Genomic DNA, 19,487 nt, shown 5'->3' with positions numbered 1-19,487 from the left:
TTTCGGGGGTGGTGGCGAGGGGTGTCTAGGAGTTTGGCCAGCCGGTGTAGGCTTCGGCCAAATACTGCTGGCCGTACGTAGAGGAGGTCACCGAGTCGAGCTCGCCAAGGGCCCGTCGCATCATGAAGGGGTCGGCGCCGACGGGGGTGTGCAGCATCGACGTCATCCAGTAGGAGAAGTTCTGCGCCTTCCATACGCGCTTCAGTGCCTGTTGCGAGTAGCCACCGAGCAATTTGTCATCGCCGGTAGAGTAGTAGGAATCGAGGGCCTCGAAGAGCACCTTGACGTCGGCAAAAGCCAGGTTCAGACCCTTCGCGCCGGTGGGAGGCACGGTATGTCCGGCGTCGCCGATGAGAAAAAGCCGACCGTGGGAGAGCGGTTCGCGGACGAAGGAGCGGAAACCGAGCACCGTCTTGTCGAAGATTGGGCCGGTTTTTAGTTCGAAGCCATCCGGACCGGCCACGCGGCGCTGTAGCTCGTCGAAGATTCGATCATCGCTCCAGTCCTCGACGTTTTCGTTCGGGTCGCATTGAAAGTACATGCGCTGAACGCTGTCGCTACGCTGGGAGATCAGTGCGAAGCCATGCGGTGAATTCGCGTAGATCAGCTCGGGTGCCGACTTGGGGGCCTCGGTGAGGACGCCGAACCAGGCGAAGGGGTAGCTGACCTTGAAATCTTGCCGGGTTGATTCGGGCATCTGACGACGCGCGAAGGACCGTGAGCCATCGGCCCCGACGAGGATGTCCGCGTGGACTTCGTAGACCGCTCCGTTGGCATCGGTGAAACGGAATTTCGGGTTGTTGCTTTCAACATCCAGGATCTCGGTGACTTCGCAGGAGTAGCGGACATCCCCGCCGTCCCGGGCGCGCGCCGCCGCCAGATCCACGAAGATTTCATTCTGCGCATAGAGGGTCACCGTGGCATCTACGAGCTCGCGGAAATCCAATGGATGCGATTCTCCGTTGAAGCGCAGGTCGATTCCGGAGTGCTCGTCTCCGTGGCTCAGTACGCGCCCTTCGACCCCGGAGTCGGTGAGCATGCGCACGGCTTGGGTTTCCAGGATCCCGGCGCGGTGGGTGTTGCGGATGGTTTCGTGGTCGTTTTTCTCGACCACGATGTTCTCGATGCCTGCCCCGGAGAGCAGGTGCGAGAGCATCAGGCCGGCCGGACCGCCGCCGATAATACCGACCTTGGTGCGAAGTATGCGAGGTTCCTGCGCCATTGAGGGTTCCTTCGAGTGGGGCCAGGTGGGCCGGGACGGTCGAGGACCAATCGAGGCTCATCTTGGCGTCGGGATGAGTGGATTTCCTCTAGCTTGCCGGTGACCCATGGCACAGATCAGCTGCCTTCTCAATGAATGAGAAAACCTGTCTATTAGCTAGGCTTCGCGTCGGTAACCCAGCGTGCGTGAGACGCCGCGGGCCGCGGTCCGCAACGCCATAATCGTCGGCTGCAGGCTGGCGGTCGAGCGTGGAACCACCACCGAGAGCGCTGCGACCTGGTAGCCGGCATCATCGGTAACGGGCACGGCGGCACCGGTGGTGTCCTCGTCGATGTAGCCATCCATTGACGCGTAGCCGCGGCGCCGGATCTCGGCCATTTCAGCGCGCAGGTGCGGGTGGGTGGAACGCATGATTTCCCCGTGCCGCTCGAGAAAGCCCGCGATCTCCTCTGGGCGCGAAAAAGCCAGCAGGGCCATGCCCATGGACGTGCGGTGCACCGGCATGCGTCCGGCCACATTGGCCTGATTGACCGCCGCGCCGGGGCGCGAAAGACGCTCGATAATGAGTACTTCGTCTTGGTGCAGCACCGACAGCTGGGTGTGCTGGCGCAAAAGCTGATTGATGTCTTCCATGAACGGCAGCGCCGCCGTGCGCAGATCCTGGGTGACCGCCCCGCGGTTGGCAAGTTCCCAGAGGCGCAACCCGAGCCGAATTTGACCCTGACGGTCACGGGCCAGGAGCCCGTGACCGCAGAGGTCCTCAATCAGTCGATAGGTGGTGGCCAGGGGAATTTCGGCGCGGCGAGCCAAAGTAGCGACGCTCAGCGACGAGTTGTCGCGGTCGAAGGCGTCCAGGATCCGCACGAGGCGATCCAGCATCGAATCCCCGCTACGAGAATTGGCCATGGCTCCAACCCTAAGACACTGGAGCCGCCACGTCGCGGGAAGGTTTGGGGATCTGGGCGATGACCACGACCGCGACGAGAGCTGCACCGCCGTAGAGGAAGAAAGCTCCGGGGTAGGCGGTGCCCGCGGCAACCATCAGGCCCGTGAGGTAGGGGCCGATAATGGCGCCAAAGCGACCGATGCCGGAGGCTAGGCCGATGCCGGTGGCCACCATATCGCGCGGATAGATATGCCCGGCATACACATACATCAGGCACTGGGCGCTGAAAACGAATATGCCGGTCACAAAGATCACGGTGGTGAGCACGATCTGGCTACCGAATGGAATGGCCAGTAGCACCAACAGCACGGCCGAGGCGGCGAACCAGAGGACCGAAACCAGCTTGATGCCCTTGGCATCGGCCGCGAAGGCGCTGATGAACAGGCCGGTGATCGCCCCGAGGTTCAGCACAAACAGCATGGTCAGCGAGTCGGCCACGGGATAGCCGGCACCGGACATGATCTTAGGTAGCCACGCATTGAGCCCGTAGACCAGCACCAAGCCCATAAAGGCCGCAATCCACAGGCCGATGGAGCTGCGCAGGTAGCGCGGGGCGAGCACTTGGGCGATGCCGGTCCGTTCGGCCGAGGGCGTGACCGGGCTATCGGGTAGCTTGAACCAGAGCAGAGCCAGCAATAGCAGGCCGAGTCCGCCACCGAGGTAGTAGAGCAGCGACCAATGGATGCCGGCGTACTTTCCGGCTAGCGAGGCGAGCACGGCGCCGAGGTGATAACCGACCATGGGCAGGTTATTGGCTAATGCACGACGGCCCACGGGTGCATTTTCCTGCATGAGTGCCAGAGCAACCGGCATGCAACCGCCGAGGCCTAGGCCGGCGATAAGTCGTACGGCTCCCATTGCCATCGCCGAGGGCATGAAGGGAAAGGCCAGCGTGAAAACGGAAAATACCAGCACCGCGATCAGTAGCGGGCGGCGTCGTCCGAAGCGGTCCGCCAGGCGCCCCATAATGGCCGCGCCGATTCCGACACCGATCAGGGAGAAGGTGTTGACCCAGTTCATGGAACTGACCGAATAGCCACCGACCTGCGGGTCCGTAAGTACCGGAATTGTGGCTCCGAGGGCCACGATGTCGTAACCCTCAAAGACGACAATCAGGAAACATAGGGTGGCGATCCAACCGCTGATTCTCAGCGTCTTAGTGTTCTCGGGCGATGTGCTCAATGCCGTTAGTCCTTCCGGGTGCCGGTGCATGCCATCTAGTGAGGTGTGTCATGTGATCCGAGATACTAGCGCGATAGCCACTTGTCGCACAACTGTGCGTATGGCGCACAAGTGAAGCCCCCTTCCCTTGGCGCTTGGCTGCATCAAGAACCTTGAAACCGCGCTCGGCTCACTGTATCGTTCGTTGTGTGAACTATGGTTCACAATGCGAACGAACTGTTGATGGAGTGGTGACTAATGCGGCAGGCCTATCTATACGATGCGATCCGGACCCCGTTCGGGAAGATTGGCGGCACCCTCGCCGGGCATCGTCCCGACGATCTCGCTGCCCATGTGGTGCGCGAGCTAGTTGCTCGTGCCCCCAAACTGGAGCCCGAAGCGATCGACGAAGTGATATTCGGGAACGCCAACGGGGCCGGCGAAGAGAATCGCAATGTGGCACGCATGGCGACCTTGCTGGCAGGCCTACCCACCTCCATTCCCGGCACCACGATGAATCGACTCTGCGGCTCATCGCTGGACGCGGCCATAGCCGCCAGCCGCCAGATAGCCACCGATGACGCCGAGCTGGTGCTGGTCGGCGGTGTGGAGTCTATGTCGCGCGCCCCTTGGGTATTGCCGAAAACCGAGCGCCCCTACCCGATGGCCAACCTCGAGCTAGCCAACACCACCCTTGGCTGGCGGCTGGTCAACCCCAAGATGCCCGGTGAATGGTCGGTTTCCCTGGGCGAGGCCACCGAACAACTTCGCGAGAAGTACGCGGTGACTCGTGAAGATCAAGACGACTTTGCCGCCACCTCGCACCAACGCGCCGCGGCGGCCTGGGAACGGGGCGACTATGAGAATCTCGTCATCGACGTACCGCCAGCTAGCGCGCGAGGCACCGCGGTGGTGCGTGACGAAACCATTCGCCCGGAATCCTCGGCCGCCAGCCTCGCGGCATTGCGCACCGTTTTCCGTCCGACCGAAACTGGCACCGTGACCGCCGGTAACGCTTCGCCCATGTCCGATGGGGCTTCGGCGGCCTTTATCGGCTCCGAGCGTGCCGGCGAAGTATTGGGGGCCGAGCCCATCGCCCGCATCGTCTCGAACGGAGCCTTCGCCCTAGATCCGCAGTACTTCGGCTTCGCCCCGGTCGAAGCGGCCAATAAGGCCCTAGCCAAGGCCGGGCTGTCGTGGGGGAATATCTCCGCCGTGGAGCTCAATGAGGCCTTTGCCGCGCAGTCGCTGGCCTGCGTTCGAGCGTGGAATATCGACCCGGCGATCGTCAACGCCTGGGGTGGGGCCATCGCCATTGGTCACCCGCTCGGGGCCTCCGGGCTACGGATTCTCGGCACGCTGGCGCGCCGGTTGCAGGCCAGCGGCGAACGGTATGGCGTGGCCGCGATCTGCATCGGCGTAGGCCAAGGCCTGGCCGTGGTTCTAGAGAACCCGAACGCCGCCTAGCCGATCAAAGAACTCAAGTAAGGGAAGATAACGTGGCACCTCAGATTGTGCGCACCGCCGCCGAAGCGGTGGCCGAAATTAGCGACGGCTCCACCGTGCTGATCGGTGGTTTTGGTAACGCCGGGCAACCCATGGAACTCATCGACGCGTTGCTGGACTCCGGAGCCAGTTCGCTCACCGTGGTGAACAACAACGCCGGACAGGGCGATACCGGACTGGCCCTGCTGATTAAGGAGCGCCGGGTGGCCAAGGTGATTTGCTCCTTCCCTCGGCAGTCCGATTCGTGGCATTTTGACGCCGCCTACCGTGCGGGTGAGATCGACCTCGAATTGGTCCCGCAGGGCAACCTTGCCGAGCGCATCCGTGCCGCAGGTGCCGGCATCGGCGGCTTCTTTACCCCCACCGGGTACGGCACCATGCTGGCCGAGGGGAAGGAAACGCGGATGATCGATGGGCGCGGTTATGTGCTCGAGACCCCCATCCACGCCGATGTCGCGCTGATCAAGGCGCTGCACGCCGACGAGTACGGCAATCTCGTATATCGCAAAACTGCGCGAAACTTCGGGCCCATTATGGCCACCGCGGCCCGCAACGCCATCGTGCAGGTGGAAAAGATCCTGCCCGTCGGTGCGCTGAATCCCGAGCATGTGGTGACCCCCGGAATCTACGTGAACACACTCGTGGCCCTGGAAGGAGCCGAGGCATGAGCCAACCGATAAGCACCGCACAGCCGCTGAGCCGCAATGAGATGGCGGCCATGGTTGCCGCCGATATCCCGACCGGAGCCTATGTAAACCTCGGCATCGGTCAGCCGACGAATGTCTCGAACTACTTGGCCGCCGAACAGCGTGTCACCCTGCATACCGAGAATGGGATGCTCGGGATGGGGCCCGAGGCGCATGGCGAGCAGATCGATCCCGATCTGATCAACGCCGGGAAAATTCCGGTCACCGAGCTACCCGGGGCCAGCTATTTCCACCATGCCGACTCCTTCGCCATGATGCGCGGCGGGCATCTCGACGTGTGCGTGCTCGGGGCCTTCCAGGTCTCCGCCGAGGGCGATCTGGCCAACTGGCATACCGGAGCGCCGGAGGCTATTCCGGCGGTCGGCGGTGCGATGGACCTAGCCATCGGGGCCAAGGAAACGTGGGTGATGATGAGCTTATGCACCAAGGAGGGCGCCTCCAAGTTGGTGCGTACGCTGAGCTATCCGGTCACCGGGCTGCGTTGTGTCTCGCGGGTGTACACCGAACGGGCGGTCTTTGAGCTTTCCGCCGGGCAGGTCCGCGTTCGTTCCGTCCATGGCATTGAGCTAACTGACCTGCGTGAGCTGGTGCCGGTCCCGCTCAACGCGTAAGCCAGCGGGTAGATTGGTGCTATTGACCAATCGACAGGAGCGTGCGTGAGCGAGAGCAGTGAGACACGAAGCGCGGGATCCGTGCAATCCCTAGCCCGTGGGCTAGCCGTGATTCGAAGTTTTGACGCCGACAACCCGCGGATGACCCTTTCAGAAGTCGCCACCCGCACGGGGCTCTCGCGAGCCACCGCCCGACGGTTCTTGCTAACCCTCAGGGACTTGGGTTACGTGCGCTCGGACGGCAAGATTTTCGAGCTGACCAGCGAAGTATTGCAGCTGGGCTACTCCTATCTCTCGAGCGCCCCCTTGCCGCAACTGGTCTCTCCGGTACTCGAGGATCTCTCGGCGGCCATGGGCGAATCGGCCTCGGCGTCGGTTTTGGAGGGCGACTCGATCGTCTACATCGCCCGGGTGCACACGCGCGCAATTATGCAGGTAGGAATCTCGGTGGGCACGCGGTTCCCGGCGCTCGCCACCTCGATGGGTCGGGTCCTCCTGGCCGGGGCACCGGCTCAGGTTGTGTCGGAGCTACTCGACGGGCCGTTGCCGGCGCTCACCCCGCTGACCGTCACCGACCCGGAGCGTTTGCGTGAGATTCTGCGTGAGGTGGCCGAGCAGGGCTACTGTTTCGTGGACCAGGAGCTCTCCTTGGGACTGCGATCCGTGGCCGTGCCCGTGCACGGCCCCGATGGCACGATCGTCTGCGCATTGAATGTCTCACTGAGCGTCGCCGATTCGCGCACCCCAGAGCAGGCGTTGGCGACCGTCCTACCCGCGCTGCAGCGGGCCGCGCAGCGTGTGGAGCAGGCCCTCGCCGCACGACGCTGAGAGCCGTCGCCGGTAGTGCTTGTGGCCTAGTCGTCCTGCCCGTCGGTCAGCCGCCGCAAGAGCTCGGCTAGCTGGGAGCGTTCCGGGGCGCTCAGCGACGAACTGAGCAGGTGCTCCATGTGGGCCATCTCGCGGTCCGCGCGCAACACCAGCAATTCGCCTTCGTGCGTGAGCTTGACCGAGTATCGCCGCCGGTTGGTCTTCGACGGTTCGCGTTTCACCAGGCCCGTTGCGGTGAGCCGGTCGAGAATCAGGCTCATCGCTTGCGGGGTGACCCCCGCTTGACGCGCCAAGTCCACGGAGGACAGCCCTGGCGAGTCGTGGAGCAGCATCAGCACGAAGTGTTGCATTGGTGTCAGCCCGAAGGGCCGGAGTGCTTCGGCGCGTTGCGTCGTCAGATTCTGCGCGGCCAGCCGCACATACGTGCTCAGTCGCGTCAGAATATGCTCCGATAGATCCGAAGCTCCCGGCTCGGGATCGGGAACGCCACTCGGAAGGGCACCAGGGGTAGTCACCTATCCAGCATAAATTGTTCACAGGCTCCCAGCGAGCCAAGGTCATAGTGCGTAGGGCAGCAGTTGCACTATGGCCCGTTACGCCGCCTGACTTTACCTGTCGCGCAGAATCAGCACATCGAGGGTGCGCGGCCCATGGACTCCTTCGACGCGCTCGAGCTCAATATCGCTGGTGGCGCTCGGGCCGGAGATCCAGGTCAGCGGGCGGGTGATGGTCAATCGCTCCATGGCCTCGGGAAGCAACTGCACAATCGTCGAGGCAGGCACCACGCACAGGTGATGATCCGGTACCAGCGAAATAGCCCGACGTCCCTGATCGGCACTGCCGTCGAGGATGATGGTGCCGGACTCGGCGATGCTCACCGCAGAACTGGTGACCACCGCATCGCTTTTGTCCAGTTCGGCCACGCTTAGTTGTCGTTGCCCTCCATCTGCGATCAGTTCGACCGTCTCGGGCAGGGCGCCAAGTAACTGAGTGTCCAAGCCTTGCGGGTGCACCACCGTGCGGGCAGCGTGCAGGATGTCGGCCACTGCCTGCGGAGCCTGCGCCGCGTCGAGCACCCGAACGCCGGCCTTGTAATCGACTAGCCGGTCCACCAGTAATTCGATCACTTCGTCGTCGGGCAGCAGCGAGCCGGTGCGATAGGCGCGGGGTATCTCGGCGGGGACGGGGCCGTCACCCAGCGCGCTTCGGATGCGGCCGAGGATTTCCTCTTTGGCGCTCATTGGCTCCTCTTTTCGGCGTTCCACTGGTCGCGGAAAGACTTGGACGGTGGTGCGGGAATGTCGCGGCTAGCGGTCCAGCCCGCAGCGATTCCGGGAAGTTTCTTGATCTTCTTGCGTCGGCCGGCGGCAAGCCGGCCCAGCGGTAGCGCCTTTTCCAGAAGGCCCAAATGTTTGCCCGAACCCAGCGCCCAGGATCCGCCCTTCATGAGCAGATCCATCTGCGAGGGGAGCCTGGCCTGGCCTCGTCGGGCATCGACGTCCTCGGCGCGCAAATGCACCAAGATTTCCGGGATGTTGATCTTCACCGGGCAGGCCTCATAGCAGGCACCGCATAGCGAGGAAGCGTAGGGGAGGGAGTTGTTCTCTTCGGCTTCGATGCCGGTCAGTAGTGGCGAAAGGATCGCCCCGATCGGTCCGGGGTAGGTCGAGCCGTAGGCGTGGCCACCCGTGCGCTCATACACCGGGCAGACATTCATGCAGGCCGAGCAGCGGATGCAGTTCAGTGCGCTGCGTGCGACGCGATCGGACAGCGCGCGGGTCCGCCCGTTATCCAGCAGGATCAGGTGCACATTTTGCGGTCCGTCCCCGGGCGTGACACCGGTCCACAGTGAGCTGTAGGGATTCATCCGCTCACCGGTCGAGGAACGCGGAAGGAGTTGCATGAAGACCTCGAGGTCGCGCCACGAGGGCAACACCTTCTCAATCCCCATCACGGTGATCAGCGCTTCGGGCAGGGTCAAGCACATGCGCCCATTGCCCTCGGATTCGACCACGCCGAGCGTTCCGGTGTCCGCCAGCGCGAAATTCGCCCCGGAGATGGCCACCTTGGCGGAGAGAAACTTCTTACGCAGGTGGCGGCGCGCCGCCTCGGCCAACCGCGGCGGATCATCGGTGAGCTCGGGATCGACCTCGGGCATTTCACGCAGGAAGATATCGCGCACCTCGGTGCGGTTGCGGTGGATCGCCGGGACGAGGATATGGCTGGGTTTATCGTGGCCCAGTTGCACAATGAGTTCGGCGAGATCTGTTTCGTAGGCGTCGATGCCCTGCGCCTCGAGATGCTCATTGAGCCCGATTTCCTGCGTGGCCATTGACTTAACCTTGACCACCTCGTCGACCTGCTGTTCGCGGATGAGTGCGGTGACGATCTCATTCGCTTCGGCCGCGTCACGGGCCCAGTGGATGGTTCCGCCGGCGGCCGTGAAGTTCTTTTCGAACTCCTCCAAGCGATGCTCGAGCGTGGCCATGGAGAAATTCTTGATCGCCTCACCGGCATCGCGCAGCTGCTCCCAGTCGGGAAGCTCGCCCACGACCTTCAGGCGCTTGTCGCGAATCGTGTGGGTGGCGTGGCGCAGGTTGGCCCGTAGCTGTGTGTTGCCGAGTTCGTGATGGGCGGCTTGCGGGAAAGGTTCGCTCGCGTGCAGGTTTCCTTGCCCGGCGGCCGGCATGCCGAGAAATACTTGAGTCACGGCAGGAGCACCTCGTCTTTCGTGCTGGCCAGAATATTGGCTAGGTGTAGCGTGGTGGGCTTGGCTCCGGAGCGCGAGAGGCCGCCGCCGATATGCATCAAGCAGGATGCATCGCCGCCGGCGCACAAGGAAGCGTTGGTGGAACAGATGTTCTTCACCTTGTCCTCGAGCATGGCGCTGGAAACTTCGGAGTTCTTGATGGAGAAGGTTCCGCCGAATCCGCAACACTGATCGGCTTCCGGTAACTCATTTACGGTGATCCCAGCAACGCTTTTGAGCAGATTCAATTGCCGGTCCTCAAGCTTCAGCGACCGCATGCCGTGGCAGGAGGGATGGTAGGTGATGCTCTGCGGGAAGTAGCTACCCAGCTCGGCGGCCGCGTCGGTAATGCCCAGTACATCGGTGAGCAATTGGGAGAGTTCATAGGTGCGCGCGCCGACTCGGGCTGCGCGTTCCTTGAGGCCTGGGCGTCCCAGCCGGTCGGCGAGGAAACCGTGCTGGTGGCGTACCGAGGCGACGCAGGAGCCGGAGGGGGCCACGGCCACGTCGTAGTCCTCGGTATCGAAGGCGTTGATGTGGTTTTCGACGACCGGCAGGGCCTCGGGCATGTAGCCGGAGTTGATATGCATCTGGCCGCAACAGGCCTGGTTCTCCGGGAAGATGACCTCATGTCCGAGGCGGCGGAGGATTTTGACCGTGGCATGCGCCGTATCTGGGTACATGGCGTCGACGATGCAGGTCGCAAAGAGCGCAATTCGCATGGGTGTTGGTTCTTTCGATGTGTGGTCAGACCATGCTAGATCCACGTGAAAATGAAAGTCAAGGAGCGCCGGGGTCCTCAGCGTCCCTATGGTCAGACCATCGGGCGCGGCTGCAGGATGCGGGTGCCCATGAGGGGGCCGATCGCTAAACTGGTAGCACTATGCCTTCAAATTCAGCTCCGCGCGCTTATCAGGTTGTCCTCGATGCCATCGAAAATGACCTGCGCTCGGGCAAACTTGAACTCGGATCGCAGCTGCCGGGGGAACGGGCATTGGCCGAGCAACACGGGATCTCGCGTGCGTCGGTCCGTGATGCCATTCGCATTCTTGACGTCATGGGGGTGGTGCGCACCTCCACCGGGTCGGGGCCGAACTCCGGAGCCGTGGTGATCTCGAATCCCGCTGCCGGTATCTCGCAGGCGCTCCGACTTCATGTGGCGGCCAAGGGAATCGAAGTCGCCGAGATCGTCGAATCGCGCATTCTGCTCGAAACATGGGCGGCCCAGATGCAGCCGCGCGATCCGCGCTACGCCCAGCAGGTGATTGCCCGAACCGCCGTGCTGATCATGCGCATGGACGACCCGGAACTCAGCCGCGAAGAGTTCCACCGCATCGATGCCGAATTCCACGTGCTCTTGGCCTCGATGTCCGGAAACGCGGTGGTAGCCACCATGATGGAATCGCTGCGCAACGCCATCAGTGACTATGTGTCGGCCGCCATCACCGACGACGAGACCTGGCAGTCGGTCGTGAAAATCCTGCGGCGACAACATAAGGCCATCCATCACGCCTACGCCAACGGGCACCGAGAACGCGCCGCCCAACTTCTTGAAGAGCACATCACGTGGTTCTACGGGCAGACCCACTAGCCGGTGTGAGCTCCAAGCTGAGAATTAACCGGTGACGCGACATGGCGTCTCCGGTCGACACCGGGAACTGGCTAGGCTAGAGCATCGAGGGAACCAGCAGATGACGATAAAGGCCGGGTGTTCGTGGCACGAGAATTGAATTTCGCGCAGATCTCCTCCCTGCTCAGCACCACCGATGTCGCCAAGGGGCAACTATTGGTGCTACAACGGCAGGTTAAAAACCTCCGGGCACAGGTTGAAGACGCCTATATGACCTTCGACGGGTCGGTGCACGGGGTGCGGGCCATGGCTCGTTTCGCCTTCGAGGGGCGCTCCGTGTCGGCCTCCGCCTACTGCGCCGCCGACGTGCACGGCTTTAGCTGTGAGCATGTGGCCGCACTGCTCCTCGACGCCACCAAGCAACGTCCAGACCTCTTCACTCGACCGGGGAGCCCGCGACAACGCGAACCACATTGGCGGATCCAACTAAGCGATCTGCTCCCGCACAGCGCCCCGGTCGACATTCCGGAACTCGAGCCGCTCGGTCTGCTGCTTAAGGTCACCCCGAATAACTACATCGACGACAGTGGCTACGAGGTCAAGGCCCGTCCGGTACACCCCGGGGCCCGCGGCACGAACTGGGTGCAAAGCGGGGTCTCGTGGCGCGGGCTGGCCTTCGATGAACGGTTCGAGGAAGCACAACGCGAGGCCGTCTTCTCTCTGGTCACCCTGCAGAACCACCACCACGGCGGCAACCACAGCTACGGCAACTACTACGGAGATGACTGGGTTGTGCTCAACGGGCTGCCCGGGGAAAAACTTCGAAGCATCTTCGAGCGCATCCGCGCCGCCGAGGTGCCGCTCATTAAGCCGGGTGCCGCATCCCGCCAAATCATCGGCTACCGTGCCGAGCAGGCCCACGCCGGCTACGAACTGACCCGCCACGACGGGCACGCACGCCTCACGGCACGGATCGAGGCCCCCGGCGACGAATCGCAGGACTTAGCCCCGCTGGGACGTCCGGCCTTGCTCACCCTGGTCGGTAGCGCCCCACTGGATCAATCCGAAACCCTCGAACTGGCCGAGTTCGATGCGCCGCTACACGCCTCCCTGCGCTCCCTCGCCCGCCAAGGAGCGATCACCATCCCCGACGATGCGCTCCCGGAGTTCGAACGCAGCTTCCTGCCACGGGTGCAGCAAACCGGCCCGCTGACCAGCCCGGATCACAGCTATGCGATTCCCGCCCCGCCACGACCGGTTCTCGAGGTGGCGTTGGCAACCCGCGAAGAGTTCCTGAGCGTTGATTACCGCTGGGTCTACCCGCAGCATGTCGACCCCAACCCCGAACTCGAGCAAGAGATTTTCGACGAGCTCACCGCCGACCTGGCAGAGGTCGAACTGGGGCCGGTGCGTCACCGCCGCTTCCCGTCCGCCACCTTGAATCCCAGCCAGAAGATCGACTTCGTCCTGCATGCGTTACCGGTATTTCGCGCGCACCGCGATGTGCGGGTGCTCGAGGACGAGCAGCTGCCGGACTACAAGATGGCCGCCGGGGCCGCCCAGGTGCACATCCAGCGGCCACAGAGCAGCAACGACTGGTTCGATCTGGGCATTGAAGTGCAGATCGACGGTCAGAAGGTCCCCTTCGTGCAGCTATTCGAGGCACTCACCCGCGGTGATAGCTACCTAGACCTCGATGGACACCGGGTGCTCAAGATCGATGGCGAAGAAATGGAGCGGCTGCGGGCGCTGATCGCCGAGGCCGGAGAACTGGCCAAGGTCACGCCCGAGGGCGTGCGCATGCACAAACTCAGTGTGGACTGGTGGCAGGAACTGGTGGCCCTCGGGATCATCGAGGCCCAAGAAAACGAGTGGCTACACGCCATGCGTCAACTCTCCGACACCGAAACCCTGGCCGAGGTCGAGCTACCGGAGAGTTTCACCGCGACCCTGCGCGGCTATCAGCGCCAAGGGGTCGCATGGCTCGACTTCCTTCGACGGCACCAGCTCGGCGGGGTCCTGGCCGATGACATGGGGCTGGGTAAAACCGTGCAGCTCCTCGCCGCCCTCGAACGGGCACGGATCCAGCATCCTGAGCAGCGTTACCTTGTCGTCGCTCCGACCTCCGTGGTGGGCAACTGGGCCAGCGAAGCGGCTCGCTTCACCCCGGAGCTACGCACGGCGACGGTCCTGAGCACCGCGAAGAAGCAACAGCGTCCACTGGCCGACACCGTCGGCGCGGCGCAACTCGTACTGACCAGCTACGCGATTTTCCGATTGGATTTCGAGCAGTTCGATGCGCTGGGCTTTGACGTGCTCATCCTGGACGAGGCCCAGCAGCTGAAGAACCACGTGTCCAAGGGCTATAAACAGGCCCGGCAGATGGCGGTGCCGACCAAGCTCGTGGTCACCGGCACGCCGATGGAGAATAACCTCACCGAATTATGGGCGCTGGCCTCACTGGCCGCGCCGGGACTGCTCGGTGGGTTGAAGGCCTTCAAGGACAATTACCTCAAGCCCATCACCGAAGGGGATGCAGGGAAACTGCAGCGGCTTAAACGCCGACTTCGGCCATTTATTATGCGCCGCACCAAGGAACAGGTGGTGCCCGAGCTGCCGCCGAAGACCGAACAGGTGCTCGAGGTTGAGCTCGATCCGGCACACCGGCGCGCCTACGATCGCCGATTCCAACGGGTCCGGCAAGAAGTCTTGGGATTGGTGCAGGATGATGTGGATTCCAACCGCTTTAAGATTCTGCAATCGCTCACCCTGCTCCGTCAGCTGGCTCTGGATCCTTCGCTCGTCGACGAAGGCGACGCGCCGAGCGCCAAACTCGATCTGCTGCGCGACCTGCTGGAGGATGGGGTGTCCGAGGGGCACAAGATCCTGGTGTTCAGCCAATTCACTGGTTTTCTATCGAAAGCACGAGCGGTGGCCGAAGAGCTGGGTATTGCGCACGGGTACCTCGACGGGTCGGTGTCCGGCACCAACCGAAAAACCCTGGTGGAAGGGTTTTCCGCCGGGGAATTCCCGGTGTTCTTCATTTCGCTCAAGTCCGGCGGGTTCGGCATCAACCTCACCGAGGCGGACTACTGCATATTGCTGGACCCTTGGTGGAATCCTGCCGCTGAAGCGCAGGCGATCGATCGTGCCCACCGCATCGGGCAGAACCGGCCGGTGTATGTCTACCGGTTGGTCTCGCAGAACACCATTGAATCCAAGGTGTTATCGCTCCAGGCCAAGAAGACCGAACTGTTCAACGACGTGCTCGGCGAGCAGCAGGACACGGCCGGTTCGAGCACGCTCTCGGCGCAGGACTTCCTCGAACTGGTTCAATGACAACCGCCGTGGACGACACCCCCGGAGGGGTTCGTCCACGGCGGCCTAGGACTATCTAATTGGTTCTACCGGGCGATATTCAGCGCGGTGTTCACCGGGGTCGGGTTCGACAGCAGATCGAGCACCGGGCAGTACCGATCCACGGTGCGCTGCAGCTCGGCATAACGCTCGTCGCTTTCCGGACCCGAAACGGTCACCTCGATCTCGATATCGCTGAAGCCCGGGCGCACCGCCTCATCGACGGCGAACAGGCCACGGACATCCAGGCGCCCGGTGGCGGTGATCTGCACATCGTCGACCTGCAGGCCCAACTGCTGGGCGTAGAGCCGGTACACCACCACCTGGCAGGAAATCAGGGCACCCAGCGCGTACTCCACGGGGCTGGCCGCCGCATCGTCGCCGCCGAGCGCAGCCGGTTCATCCACGATGAAGCTGTGCTTACCGGCACTGATCTTGCTGGCCACCGCACCGAACCCGGCACCCGATACGGCAAAGGTTAGCTTCGCGTGATTGGTGTTTTCGGCGATGCGTTCGCTCCAAGCCTCGCCGGCGGCTACCAGTCGTGCGGCACGGTCCTCGACGGTGGAGAGGTTACTGCTCATGGGGAAGATCCCCCTTTCCGGCGCAGACAAAGGCGCCATCGCTTACGATGCCGACGTTCGGCACCGTCGAATCGTCACCTGGGGCACCCCGCGCATGGCGCGAGAAGGGTTGCCGGTCGATCAGCCAGGGCTGCAAATGATCGACGCTCGTGATTCTGTGGCTCCATGCTCGCAGGTAGCAGGAGCCGTGGGTAGGGCCCAGTTCATGATTCGTCATCTGCCCCAAACAAACGGAGCGTGCCGGGCCACGACTCGCACGTGGCCGGCACGCTCCGGCGACGATGCTAGCTAGCCCGCGTCGCGGGCGGTGAGCCAGGCATCGAGTTTAGTGCGGCGGGTGGTTCAGCCACGTCGGACCAACCAGCCACCGGGGAACCGCTCCCGGTGCCGGGATAGGGTTCCTTCTTGCGCAGCGTCTTCGTTACTGCTTTACCGGTTCCCACGCACCGGTTCCCACGCTGCCTTCCAGGGCACCCTCGTGGAAACGGTCGAGGCGGAAAGCACGCAAAACCGGACTTGCTTCTCCGCTGACGATCTCCTCGGCCAGCAGCTCACCGAGGATCAAGCCCAGCGTGGCCCCGGAATGGGTGAAGAGGGTATGCAGCCCCTCGACCGAAGGTACCGGCCCAACGACCGGTTCACCGTCACCCGGGATGGGCTTGAGCCCGGCCCCGATACGCTGGGCGGTCAGTACCGGGTTTCCGGCCAGCACCTTTGAGGCTTCCTCGAGGAGACCCTGCACCGCCCGTTGCGGCACGGTGAAGCTACCATCCTCCTCGGCAACCACCATTTGCTCGGACCAGTCGGCGTCCAAGACAAGGCGGCCGTCGGGGGTGGGACGTACCGCGACGCGCGGGGTATTCAGCACGGTGCGCACCTGCAGATCCACCGGCTCCGTGAAGAGGACGAAGGCCGCCGGGGTAGCATCCGGCACGCTGATACCGAGGTCTGCGAGCTGGGCCGGGACCTCGCCACCGGTGGCAAGGACGACCTCATCGGCATCGATGGTGCGGCCATCGGCGAGGGTGACGCCCACGGCGCGCCCCTCGCGGACCGCGACCGTCGCGTGCCCGGCATTCTCGATGATCTGTGCTCCCTCAGCCACCGCCTCGGCGGCCAGCGCCGGCACGAAGTCTGGCAAGTTGACCCAGCCTTCGCCGGGATTGTAAATCGCGCCTTCTTCGGCAACCGCCGCAGCGTCAACATCGGGGGCGAAGTCGCTGATCTGCTCGCGGGTGATCCAGCGGGAGTCGTAGCCACCGGAACGCTCGAAGGCAAAGGTGTCGCGGAAGCTTTCACCCGGGGCGGCCCATTTCAGCGCTCCATTGAAGCGCAGATACTCGCGGCTTTCCGGGTGCCGGTTGCTCCAGGTGCGGTAGCGGTCCATGGCCAGCATGCGCAGGTAGTGGTATTCGGCGGAGCGGGCACCGGAGGAATTGAGCCAAGCAATGGAGCGGCTCGAGGCCCCGTCGGCCAGAGCACCGGAGGTGACCAGCGTGACCTTGGCACCGTCGCGTGCTAAGTGCATGGCGGTGGAGACGCCGAGGATACCGCCGCCAATAACGGCGACGTGCTTGACAGAGGAAGATGAGGACATGAGTGTGTACTTTCTTCAGAATTGGGGTGAATCTGTGGGCCCGACGATGCGGGGCTAGACGGTGGCCGTGTCCCGATGAATGGATTCGATCAAACGCAAGACCGCCAGGCTGTCGTTGGGGTCGACCGGGACCGGCCCCGTGCGGCGCAGGCAGGAGGCCAGCGCACGGTAGAACTGCGGGTAGTCTCCGGGCAGGGTTCGCACTTCACGGGTATCCTGCCCGGTGACCAGCTGGCCCCAGTGGGCTTCGGGTTTCTGACCGTACTCGGCTTGCGTGGGGCTCATGCCCGAGGCCAGCTGAGGTTCTTGTGGATCGAGTCCAAAGCTGGTGTAGGCGCCGCGCTGACCGGCCACTAGGAAGCGCGCTCCGGCCGCCGCGTTCAGGCTGCTCATGGTCAATCGGGATTCGGTGCCCGAGCTGTGCCGGAGCAGCACGTGCGCGTCCTCCTCGGCGGTGGCGTGCTCGGTCAGCGGTCTCAGGCTGGCTTGCACGTTATCTACCGGTCCGAAAAGCTCGATGGCCTGATCGATGAGGTGGGTTCCCAGATCGAAGAGGATGCCGCCGCCCTGCTGGGCGGTTAGCTCGGCCTTCCAGCTGCGCATGCCTTGGGGTTTGAACCATTCGAAGCGCGACTCGAAGGCGTGCACGGCGCCCAGCGTCTCTTCGGCCAGCAACTTCTTGACGGTGAGGAAGTCACCGTCCCAGCGCCGGTTTTGATAGACGGTGAGGGTCAGCCCGAGCTCGGCGGCCAGGGCGATGAGCTCTTCACCTTGGGCGCTGTGCACCACGAAGGGCTTGTCGATGACCACGTTCAGCCCACGCTCGAGTGCCGCACGGGCAATCTCAAAGTGGGTCGGTGGCGGGGTGCCAATCACCACCAGATCCAGCTCTTCCGCCGAGGCGAGTACCTCCCGGTAGCTGGGCACAATGCGGGCTTGCGGGTACGCATCGGCCGCTTGCTGCTGCCGTTCGGGATTCGAGGTGGCGATCATCGAGATGTCGAAGTCTGGGTTGGCTGCCAGCAGGGGTGCATGGAACACCTTGCCGGAGACGCCGAAGCCGATGATGGCGGTACGGATGGTTGCGGACATTTAGAGCACCTCGTCCAGGAATCGGCGTAGACGGTCGGATTTGGGGTTATTAAACAGGTCCTCCGGCGGGCCGGATTCGATCACTTCGCCTTCATCCATGAACACCACCTGATCTGCGACCTTGCGGGCAAAGCCCATCTCGTGGGTGACCACCACCATGGTCATGCCGCGCTGGCAGAGGTCGGCCATCAGGTTCAGGACGCCCTTGACCAGTTCCGGGTCCAGTGCGCTGGTGGCCTCGTCGAAGAGCATGATCTCTGGTTCCATGGCCAGCGCACGGGCGATTGCCACGCGTTGCTGCTGGCCGCCGGAAAGATCTCGTGGGCGGTGATCGCTGCGCTCGGCCAAACCCACCTCGGCCAAACGGGCAGCGGCGAGCTCTTCGGCCTTCTTCCGGTTCAGACCCTTGACCTTCCACGGGGCCAGGGCCACATTCTGCAGGGCCGTGTGATCCGGGAAGAGATTGAAGTGCTGGAACACCATGCCGATGCGCTTGCGCACATCGTCCGGACGGTCGCCCAGAATGGAGGAGCCATTGACAATGACGTCGCCGCGTTTGGGCTCATGCAGCCGGTTGATGCCACGGAGCAACGTGGACTTACCCGAGCCGGAGGGACCGATAATGCAGGTGGTCGTGCCCGGGGCGACCTTCAGATTGATATTGTGCAGGATCTCCACATCGCCATATGCCATGGCCATATCGGTTAGTTCGAGAGAGGAACCGTGAAATTCCTTGGTCGCGCTCATGCTCGCTCTCCTTGCGTCGAGGATTCCAGTTCCGAAACTTCTTTCAACCCGCTGGTCGGTGCGGTTGCCTTGCGGCGTCCGGTGCGGAATTTTTGATCGATGTAGTTGACCAGGTGGGTCAGCGGGACGGTGATGATCAGGTAGAAGATACCGGCGGCTACCAGCGGTGAAAGGTTGCCGGTCAGCACCGCGGCATCCTGTCCCACGCGGAACAGTTCGCGTTCGGTGGGCAGCAGTCCGAGGAAGTACACCAGCGAGGAATCCTTGACGATGGCGATGAACTGGTTGACCAGGGCCGGTAGCACGCGGCGGATACCCTGTGGGATCACGACCAGCACCATGGCCCGGCCATAGGACATGCCCAGTGCGCGGCAGGCCTCGAGCTGCCCCTTTTCGACCGACTGGATTCCGGAGCGGAAGATCTCACCGATGTAGGCACTGGCGATCAGGCTGAGCGCAATAATGCCCAGTGGGTAGGGGGAAGGGCCGAAGATATCTTGGGAGATGCCGGTGAAGCCGCGCCCGATCAGCAGGATGGTCAGAATGGCCGGCAGCCCGCGAAATAGATCGGTGTAGATACGCGCCGGGATGCGCAGCCAGCGGGTTTGGGCGATGCCCATCACGGCGATCACCATGCCGAGCACGATGCCGATAATGGTGGCGCTGATCGAGATGATCAGGGTGTTGGTTAGGCCGGTCTTCAGGAGCTGGGGGAGGACTTCGAGCATGGAGTCGAAGTCCAGAAATGTCTTGGCGATACTGTCGAAGAATTCCATAGATGTTCCTTGCCCTCTAGTGGGGACCGGCGCT

At 63.2% G+C, this 19,487-nt stretch carries 18 protein-coding genes and 1 riboswitch; of the genes, 6 read left to right on the top strand and 12 right to left on the bottom strand.

Annotated features, from left to right (window positions below; translation table 11 throughout):
- Window positions 1–25: 25 nt before the first annotated feature.
- The 3 genes from ACYU0X_RS14695 to ACYU0X_RS14685 form a co-directional block, all read right to left on the bottom strand.
- Window positions 26–1,222 (bottom strand): 4-hydroxybenzoate 3-monooxygenase, encoded by a 1,197-nt coding sequence (locus ACYU0X_RS14695; RefSeq protein WP_461901492.1) that lies wholly within the window; start codon window positions 1,220–1,222, stop codon window positions 26–28.
- Window positions 1,223–1,378: 156 nt separating this feature from the next.
- Complete coding sequence (locus ACYU0X_RS14690) at window positions 1,379–2,128, bottom strand: IclR family transcriptional regulator (RefSeq protein ID WP_461901491.1); 750 nt, start codon at window positions 2,126–2,128, stop codon at window positions 1,379–1,381.
- Window positions 2,129–2,138: 10 nt separating this feature from the next.
- Window positions 2,139–3,350, bottom strand: coding sequence for an MFS transporter (locus ACYU0X_RS14685; protein ID WP_461901490.1), 1,212 nt, complete (start codon window positions 3,348–3,350; stop codon window positions 2,139–2,141).
- Between the two features lie 237 nt (window positions 3,351–3,587).
- Here ACYU0X_RS14685 and ACYU0X_RS14680 point away from each other — a divergent pair, with 237 nt between their 5' ends.
- The 4 genes from ACYU0X_RS14680 to ACYU0X_RS14665 are packed head-to-tail and all read left to right on the top strand — an operon-like array spanning window position 3,588 to window position 6,981.
- Window positions 3,588–4,796 (top strand): thiolase family protein, encoded by a 1,209-nt coding sequence (locus ACYU0X_RS14680; RefSeq protein ID WP_461901489.1) that lies wholly within the window; start codon window positions 3,588–3,590, stop codon window positions 4,794–4,796.
- Window positions 4,797–4,828: 32 nt separating this feature from the next.
- Window positions 4,829–5,503 carry a 3-oxoacid CoA-transferase subunit A gene (locus tag ACYU0X_RS14675; RefSeq protein ID WP_461901488.1) on the top strand — a complete coding sequence of 225 codons (675 nt, stop codon included), beginning with the start codon at window positions 4,829–4,831 and terminating at the stop codon, window positions 5,501–5,503.
- Window positions 5,500–6,153: a 3-oxoacid CoA-transferase subunit B gene (locus tag ACYU0X_RS14670; RefSeq protein WP_461901487.1), complete on the top strand. Its 654-nt coding sequence runs from the start codon at window positions 5,500–5,502 to the stop codon at window positions 6,151–6,153. Before ACYU0X_RS14675 ends, ACYU0X_RS14670 begins: the two co-directional genes overlap by 4 nt.
- 45 nt (window positions 6,154–6,198) lie before the next feature.
- Window positions 6,199–6,981: an IclR family transcriptional regulator domain-containing protein gene (locus tag ACYU0X_RS14665; protein ID WP_461901486.1), complete on the top strand. Its 783-nt coding sequence runs from the start codon at window positions 6,199–6,201 to the stop codon at window positions 6,979–6,981.
- A gap of 26 nt (window positions 6,982–7,007) precedes the next feature.
- Here the strand turns inward: ACYU0X_RS14665 and ACYU0X_RS14660 are convergent, their stop codons facing one another.
- From ACYU0X_RS14660 to ACYU0X_RS14645, 4 genes are all read right to left on the bottom strand, one after another.
- Window positions 7,008–7,496, bottom strand: a complete 489-nt coding sequence (locus tag ACYU0X_RS14660) for a MarR family winged helix-turn-helix transcriptional regulator (RefSeq protein WP_461901485.1) — start codon at window positions 7,494–7,496, stop codon at window positions 7,008–7,010.
- 93 nt (window positions 7,497–7,589) lie between these two features.
- On the bottom strand, window positions 7,590–8,222 hold the full coding sequence (locus ACYU0X_RS14655; protein ID WP_461901484.1) for a LutC/YkgG family protein: 633 nt from the start codon (window positions 8,220–8,222) through the stop codon (window positions 7,590–7,592).
- Window positions 8,219–9,670, bottom strand: coding sequence for a lactate utilization protein B (locus ACYU0X_RS14650; protein ID WP_461902817.1), 1,452 nt, complete (start codon window positions 9,668–9,670; stop codon window positions 8,219–8,221). The genes ACYU0X_RS14655 and ACYU0X_RS14650 overlap by 4 nt, the downstream gene beginning before the upstream one ends.
- 17 nt (window positions 9,671–9,687) lie before the next feature.
- Window positions 9,688–10,452 carry a (Fe-S)-binding protein gene (locus ACYU0X_RS14645; protein ID WP_461901483.1) on the bottom strand — a complete coding sequence of 255 codons (765 nt, stop codon included), beginning with the start codon at window positions 10,450–10,452 and terminating at the stop codon, window positions 9,688–9,690.
- A 161-nt stretch (window positions 10,453–10,613) separates the two neighbouring features.
- Between ACYU0X_RS14645 and ACYU0X_RS14640 the strand changes: the two genes are divergently transcribed.
- Window positions 10,614–11,321, top strand: coding sequence for a FadR/GntR family transcriptional regulator (locus tag ACYU0X_RS14640; protein ID WP_461901482.1), 708 nt, complete (start codon window positions 10,614–10,616; stop codon window positions 11,319–11,321).
- A gap of 123 nt (window positions 11,322–11,444) precedes the next feature.
- Window positions 11,445–14,639: an SNF2-related protein gene (locus ACYU0X_RS14635; protein WP_461901481.1), complete on the top strand. Its 3,195-nt coding sequence runs from the start codon at window positions 11,445–11,447 to the stop codon at window positions 14,637–14,639.
- Between the two features lie 65 nt (window positions 14,640–14,704).
- Here the strand turns inward: ACYU0X_RS14635 and ACYU0X_RS14630 are convergent, their stop codons facing one another.
- From ACYU0X_RS14630 to ACYU0X_RS14610, 5 genes are all read right to left on the bottom strand, one after another.
- Window positions 14,705–15,241 (bottom strand): OsmC family protein, encoded by a 537-nt coding sequence (locus ACYU0X_RS14630; protein WP_461901480.1) that lies wholly within the window; start codon window positions 15,239–15,241, stop codon window positions 14,705–14,707.
- Window positions 15,242–15,274: 33 nt separating this feature from the next.
- Window positions 15,275–15,396, bottom strand: a riboswitch (SAM riboswitch).
- Window positions 15,397–15,662: 266 nt separating this feature from the next.
- The gene (locus ACYU0X_RS14625; RefSeq protein ID WP_461901479.1) at window positions 15,663–16,838 is read right to left on the bottom strand and encodes an NAD(P)/FAD-dependent oxidoreductase; all 1,176 of its coding nucleotides are present in this window, start codon (window positions 16,836–16,838) and stop codon (window positions 15,663–15,665) included.
- A gap of 54 nt (window positions 16,839–16,892) precedes the next feature.
- Window positions 16,893–17,930: a Gfo/Idh/MocA family oxidoreductase gene (locus ACYU0X_RS14620; protein WP_461901478.1), complete on the bottom strand. Its 1,038-nt coding sequence runs from the start codon at window positions 17,928–17,930 to the stop codon at window positions 16,893–16,895.
- Window positions 17,931–18,677: an amino acid ABC transporter ATP-binding protein gene (locus tag ACYU0X_RS14615; protein ID WP_461901477.1), complete on the bottom strand. Its 747-nt coding sequence runs from the start codon at window positions 18,675–18,677 to the stop codon at window positions 17,931–17,933. It abuts the gene before it with no gap.
- Window positions 18,674–19,453 (bottom strand): amino acid ABC transporter permease, encoded by a 780-nt coding sequence (locus ACYU0X_RS14610; protein WP_461901476.1) that lies wholly within the window; start codon window positions 19,451–19,453, stop codon window positions 18,674–18,676. Before ACYU0X_RS14610 ends, ACYU0X_RS14615 begins: the two co-directional genes overlap by 4 nt.
- Between the last annotated feature and the right edge of the window lie 34 nt (window positions 19,454–19,487).

The sequence above is a fragment of the Glutamicibacter sp. X7 genome (assembly GCF_054889245.1).
Note: the sequence above shows the minus strand (reverse complement) of the source record. Positions and strands in the feature narration are given on the sequence as shown.

Excerpts from the sequence above, each read along its gene's own strand:
- ACYU0X_RS14620 (WP_461901478.1), bottom strand. The coding sequence starts at position 17,930 with ATGTCCGCAACCATCCGTACCGCCATCATCGGCTTCGGCGTCTCCGGC.
- ACYU0X_RS14625 (WP_461901479.1), bottom strand. The coding sequence starts at position 16,838 with ATGTCCTCATCTTCCTCTGTCAAGCACGTCGCCGTTATTGGCGGCGGT.
- ACYU0X_RS14645 (WP_461901483.1), bottom strand. The coding sequence starts at position 10,452 with ATGCGAATTGCGCTCTTTGCGACCTGCATCGTCGACGCCATGTACCCA.
- ACYU0X_RS14610 (WP_461901476.1), bottom strand. The coding sequence starts at position 19,453 with ATGGAATTCTTCGACAGTATCGCCAAGACATTTCTGGACTTCGACTCC.
- ACYU0X_RS14655 (WP_461901484.1), bottom strand. The coding sequence starts at position 8,222 with ATGAGCGCCAAAGAGGAAATCCTCGGCCGCATCCGAAGCGCGCTGGGT.
- ACYU0X_RS14650 (WP_461902817.1), bottom strand. The coding sequence starts at position 9,670 with ATGCCGGCCGCCGGGCAAGGAAACCTGCACGCGAGCGAACCTTTCCCG.
- ACYU0X_RS14640 (WP_461901482.1), top strand. The coding sequence starts at position 10,614 with ATGCCTTCAAATTCAGCTCCGCGCGCTTATCAGGTTGTCCTCGATGCC.
- ACYU0X_RS14695 (WP_461901492.1), bottom strand. The coding sequence starts at position 1,222 with ATGGCGCAGGAACCTCGCATACTTCGCACCAAGGTCGGTATTATCGGC.
- ACYU0X_RS14680 (WP_461901489.1), top strand. The coding sequence starts at position 3,588 with ATGCGGCAGGCCTATCTATACGATGCGATCCGGACCCCGTTCGGGAAG.
- ACYU0X_RS14690 (WP_461901491.1), bottom strand. The coding sequence starts at position 2,128 with ATGGCCAATTCTCGTAGCGGGGATTCGATGCTGGATCGCCTCGTGCGG.
- ACYU0X_RS14630 (WP_461901480.1), bottom strand. The coding sequence starts at position 15,241 with ATGAGCAGTAACCTCTCCACCGTCGAGGACCGTGCCGCACGACTGGTA.
- ACYU0X_RS14670 (WP_461901487.1), top strand. The coding sequence starts at position 5,500 with ATGAGCCAACCGATAAGCACCGCACAGCCGCTGAGCCGCAATGAGATG.
- ACYU0X_RS14615 (WP_461901477.1), bottom strand. The coding sequence starts at position 18,677 with ATGAGCGCGACCAAGGAATTTCACGGTTCCTCTCTCGAACTAACCGAT.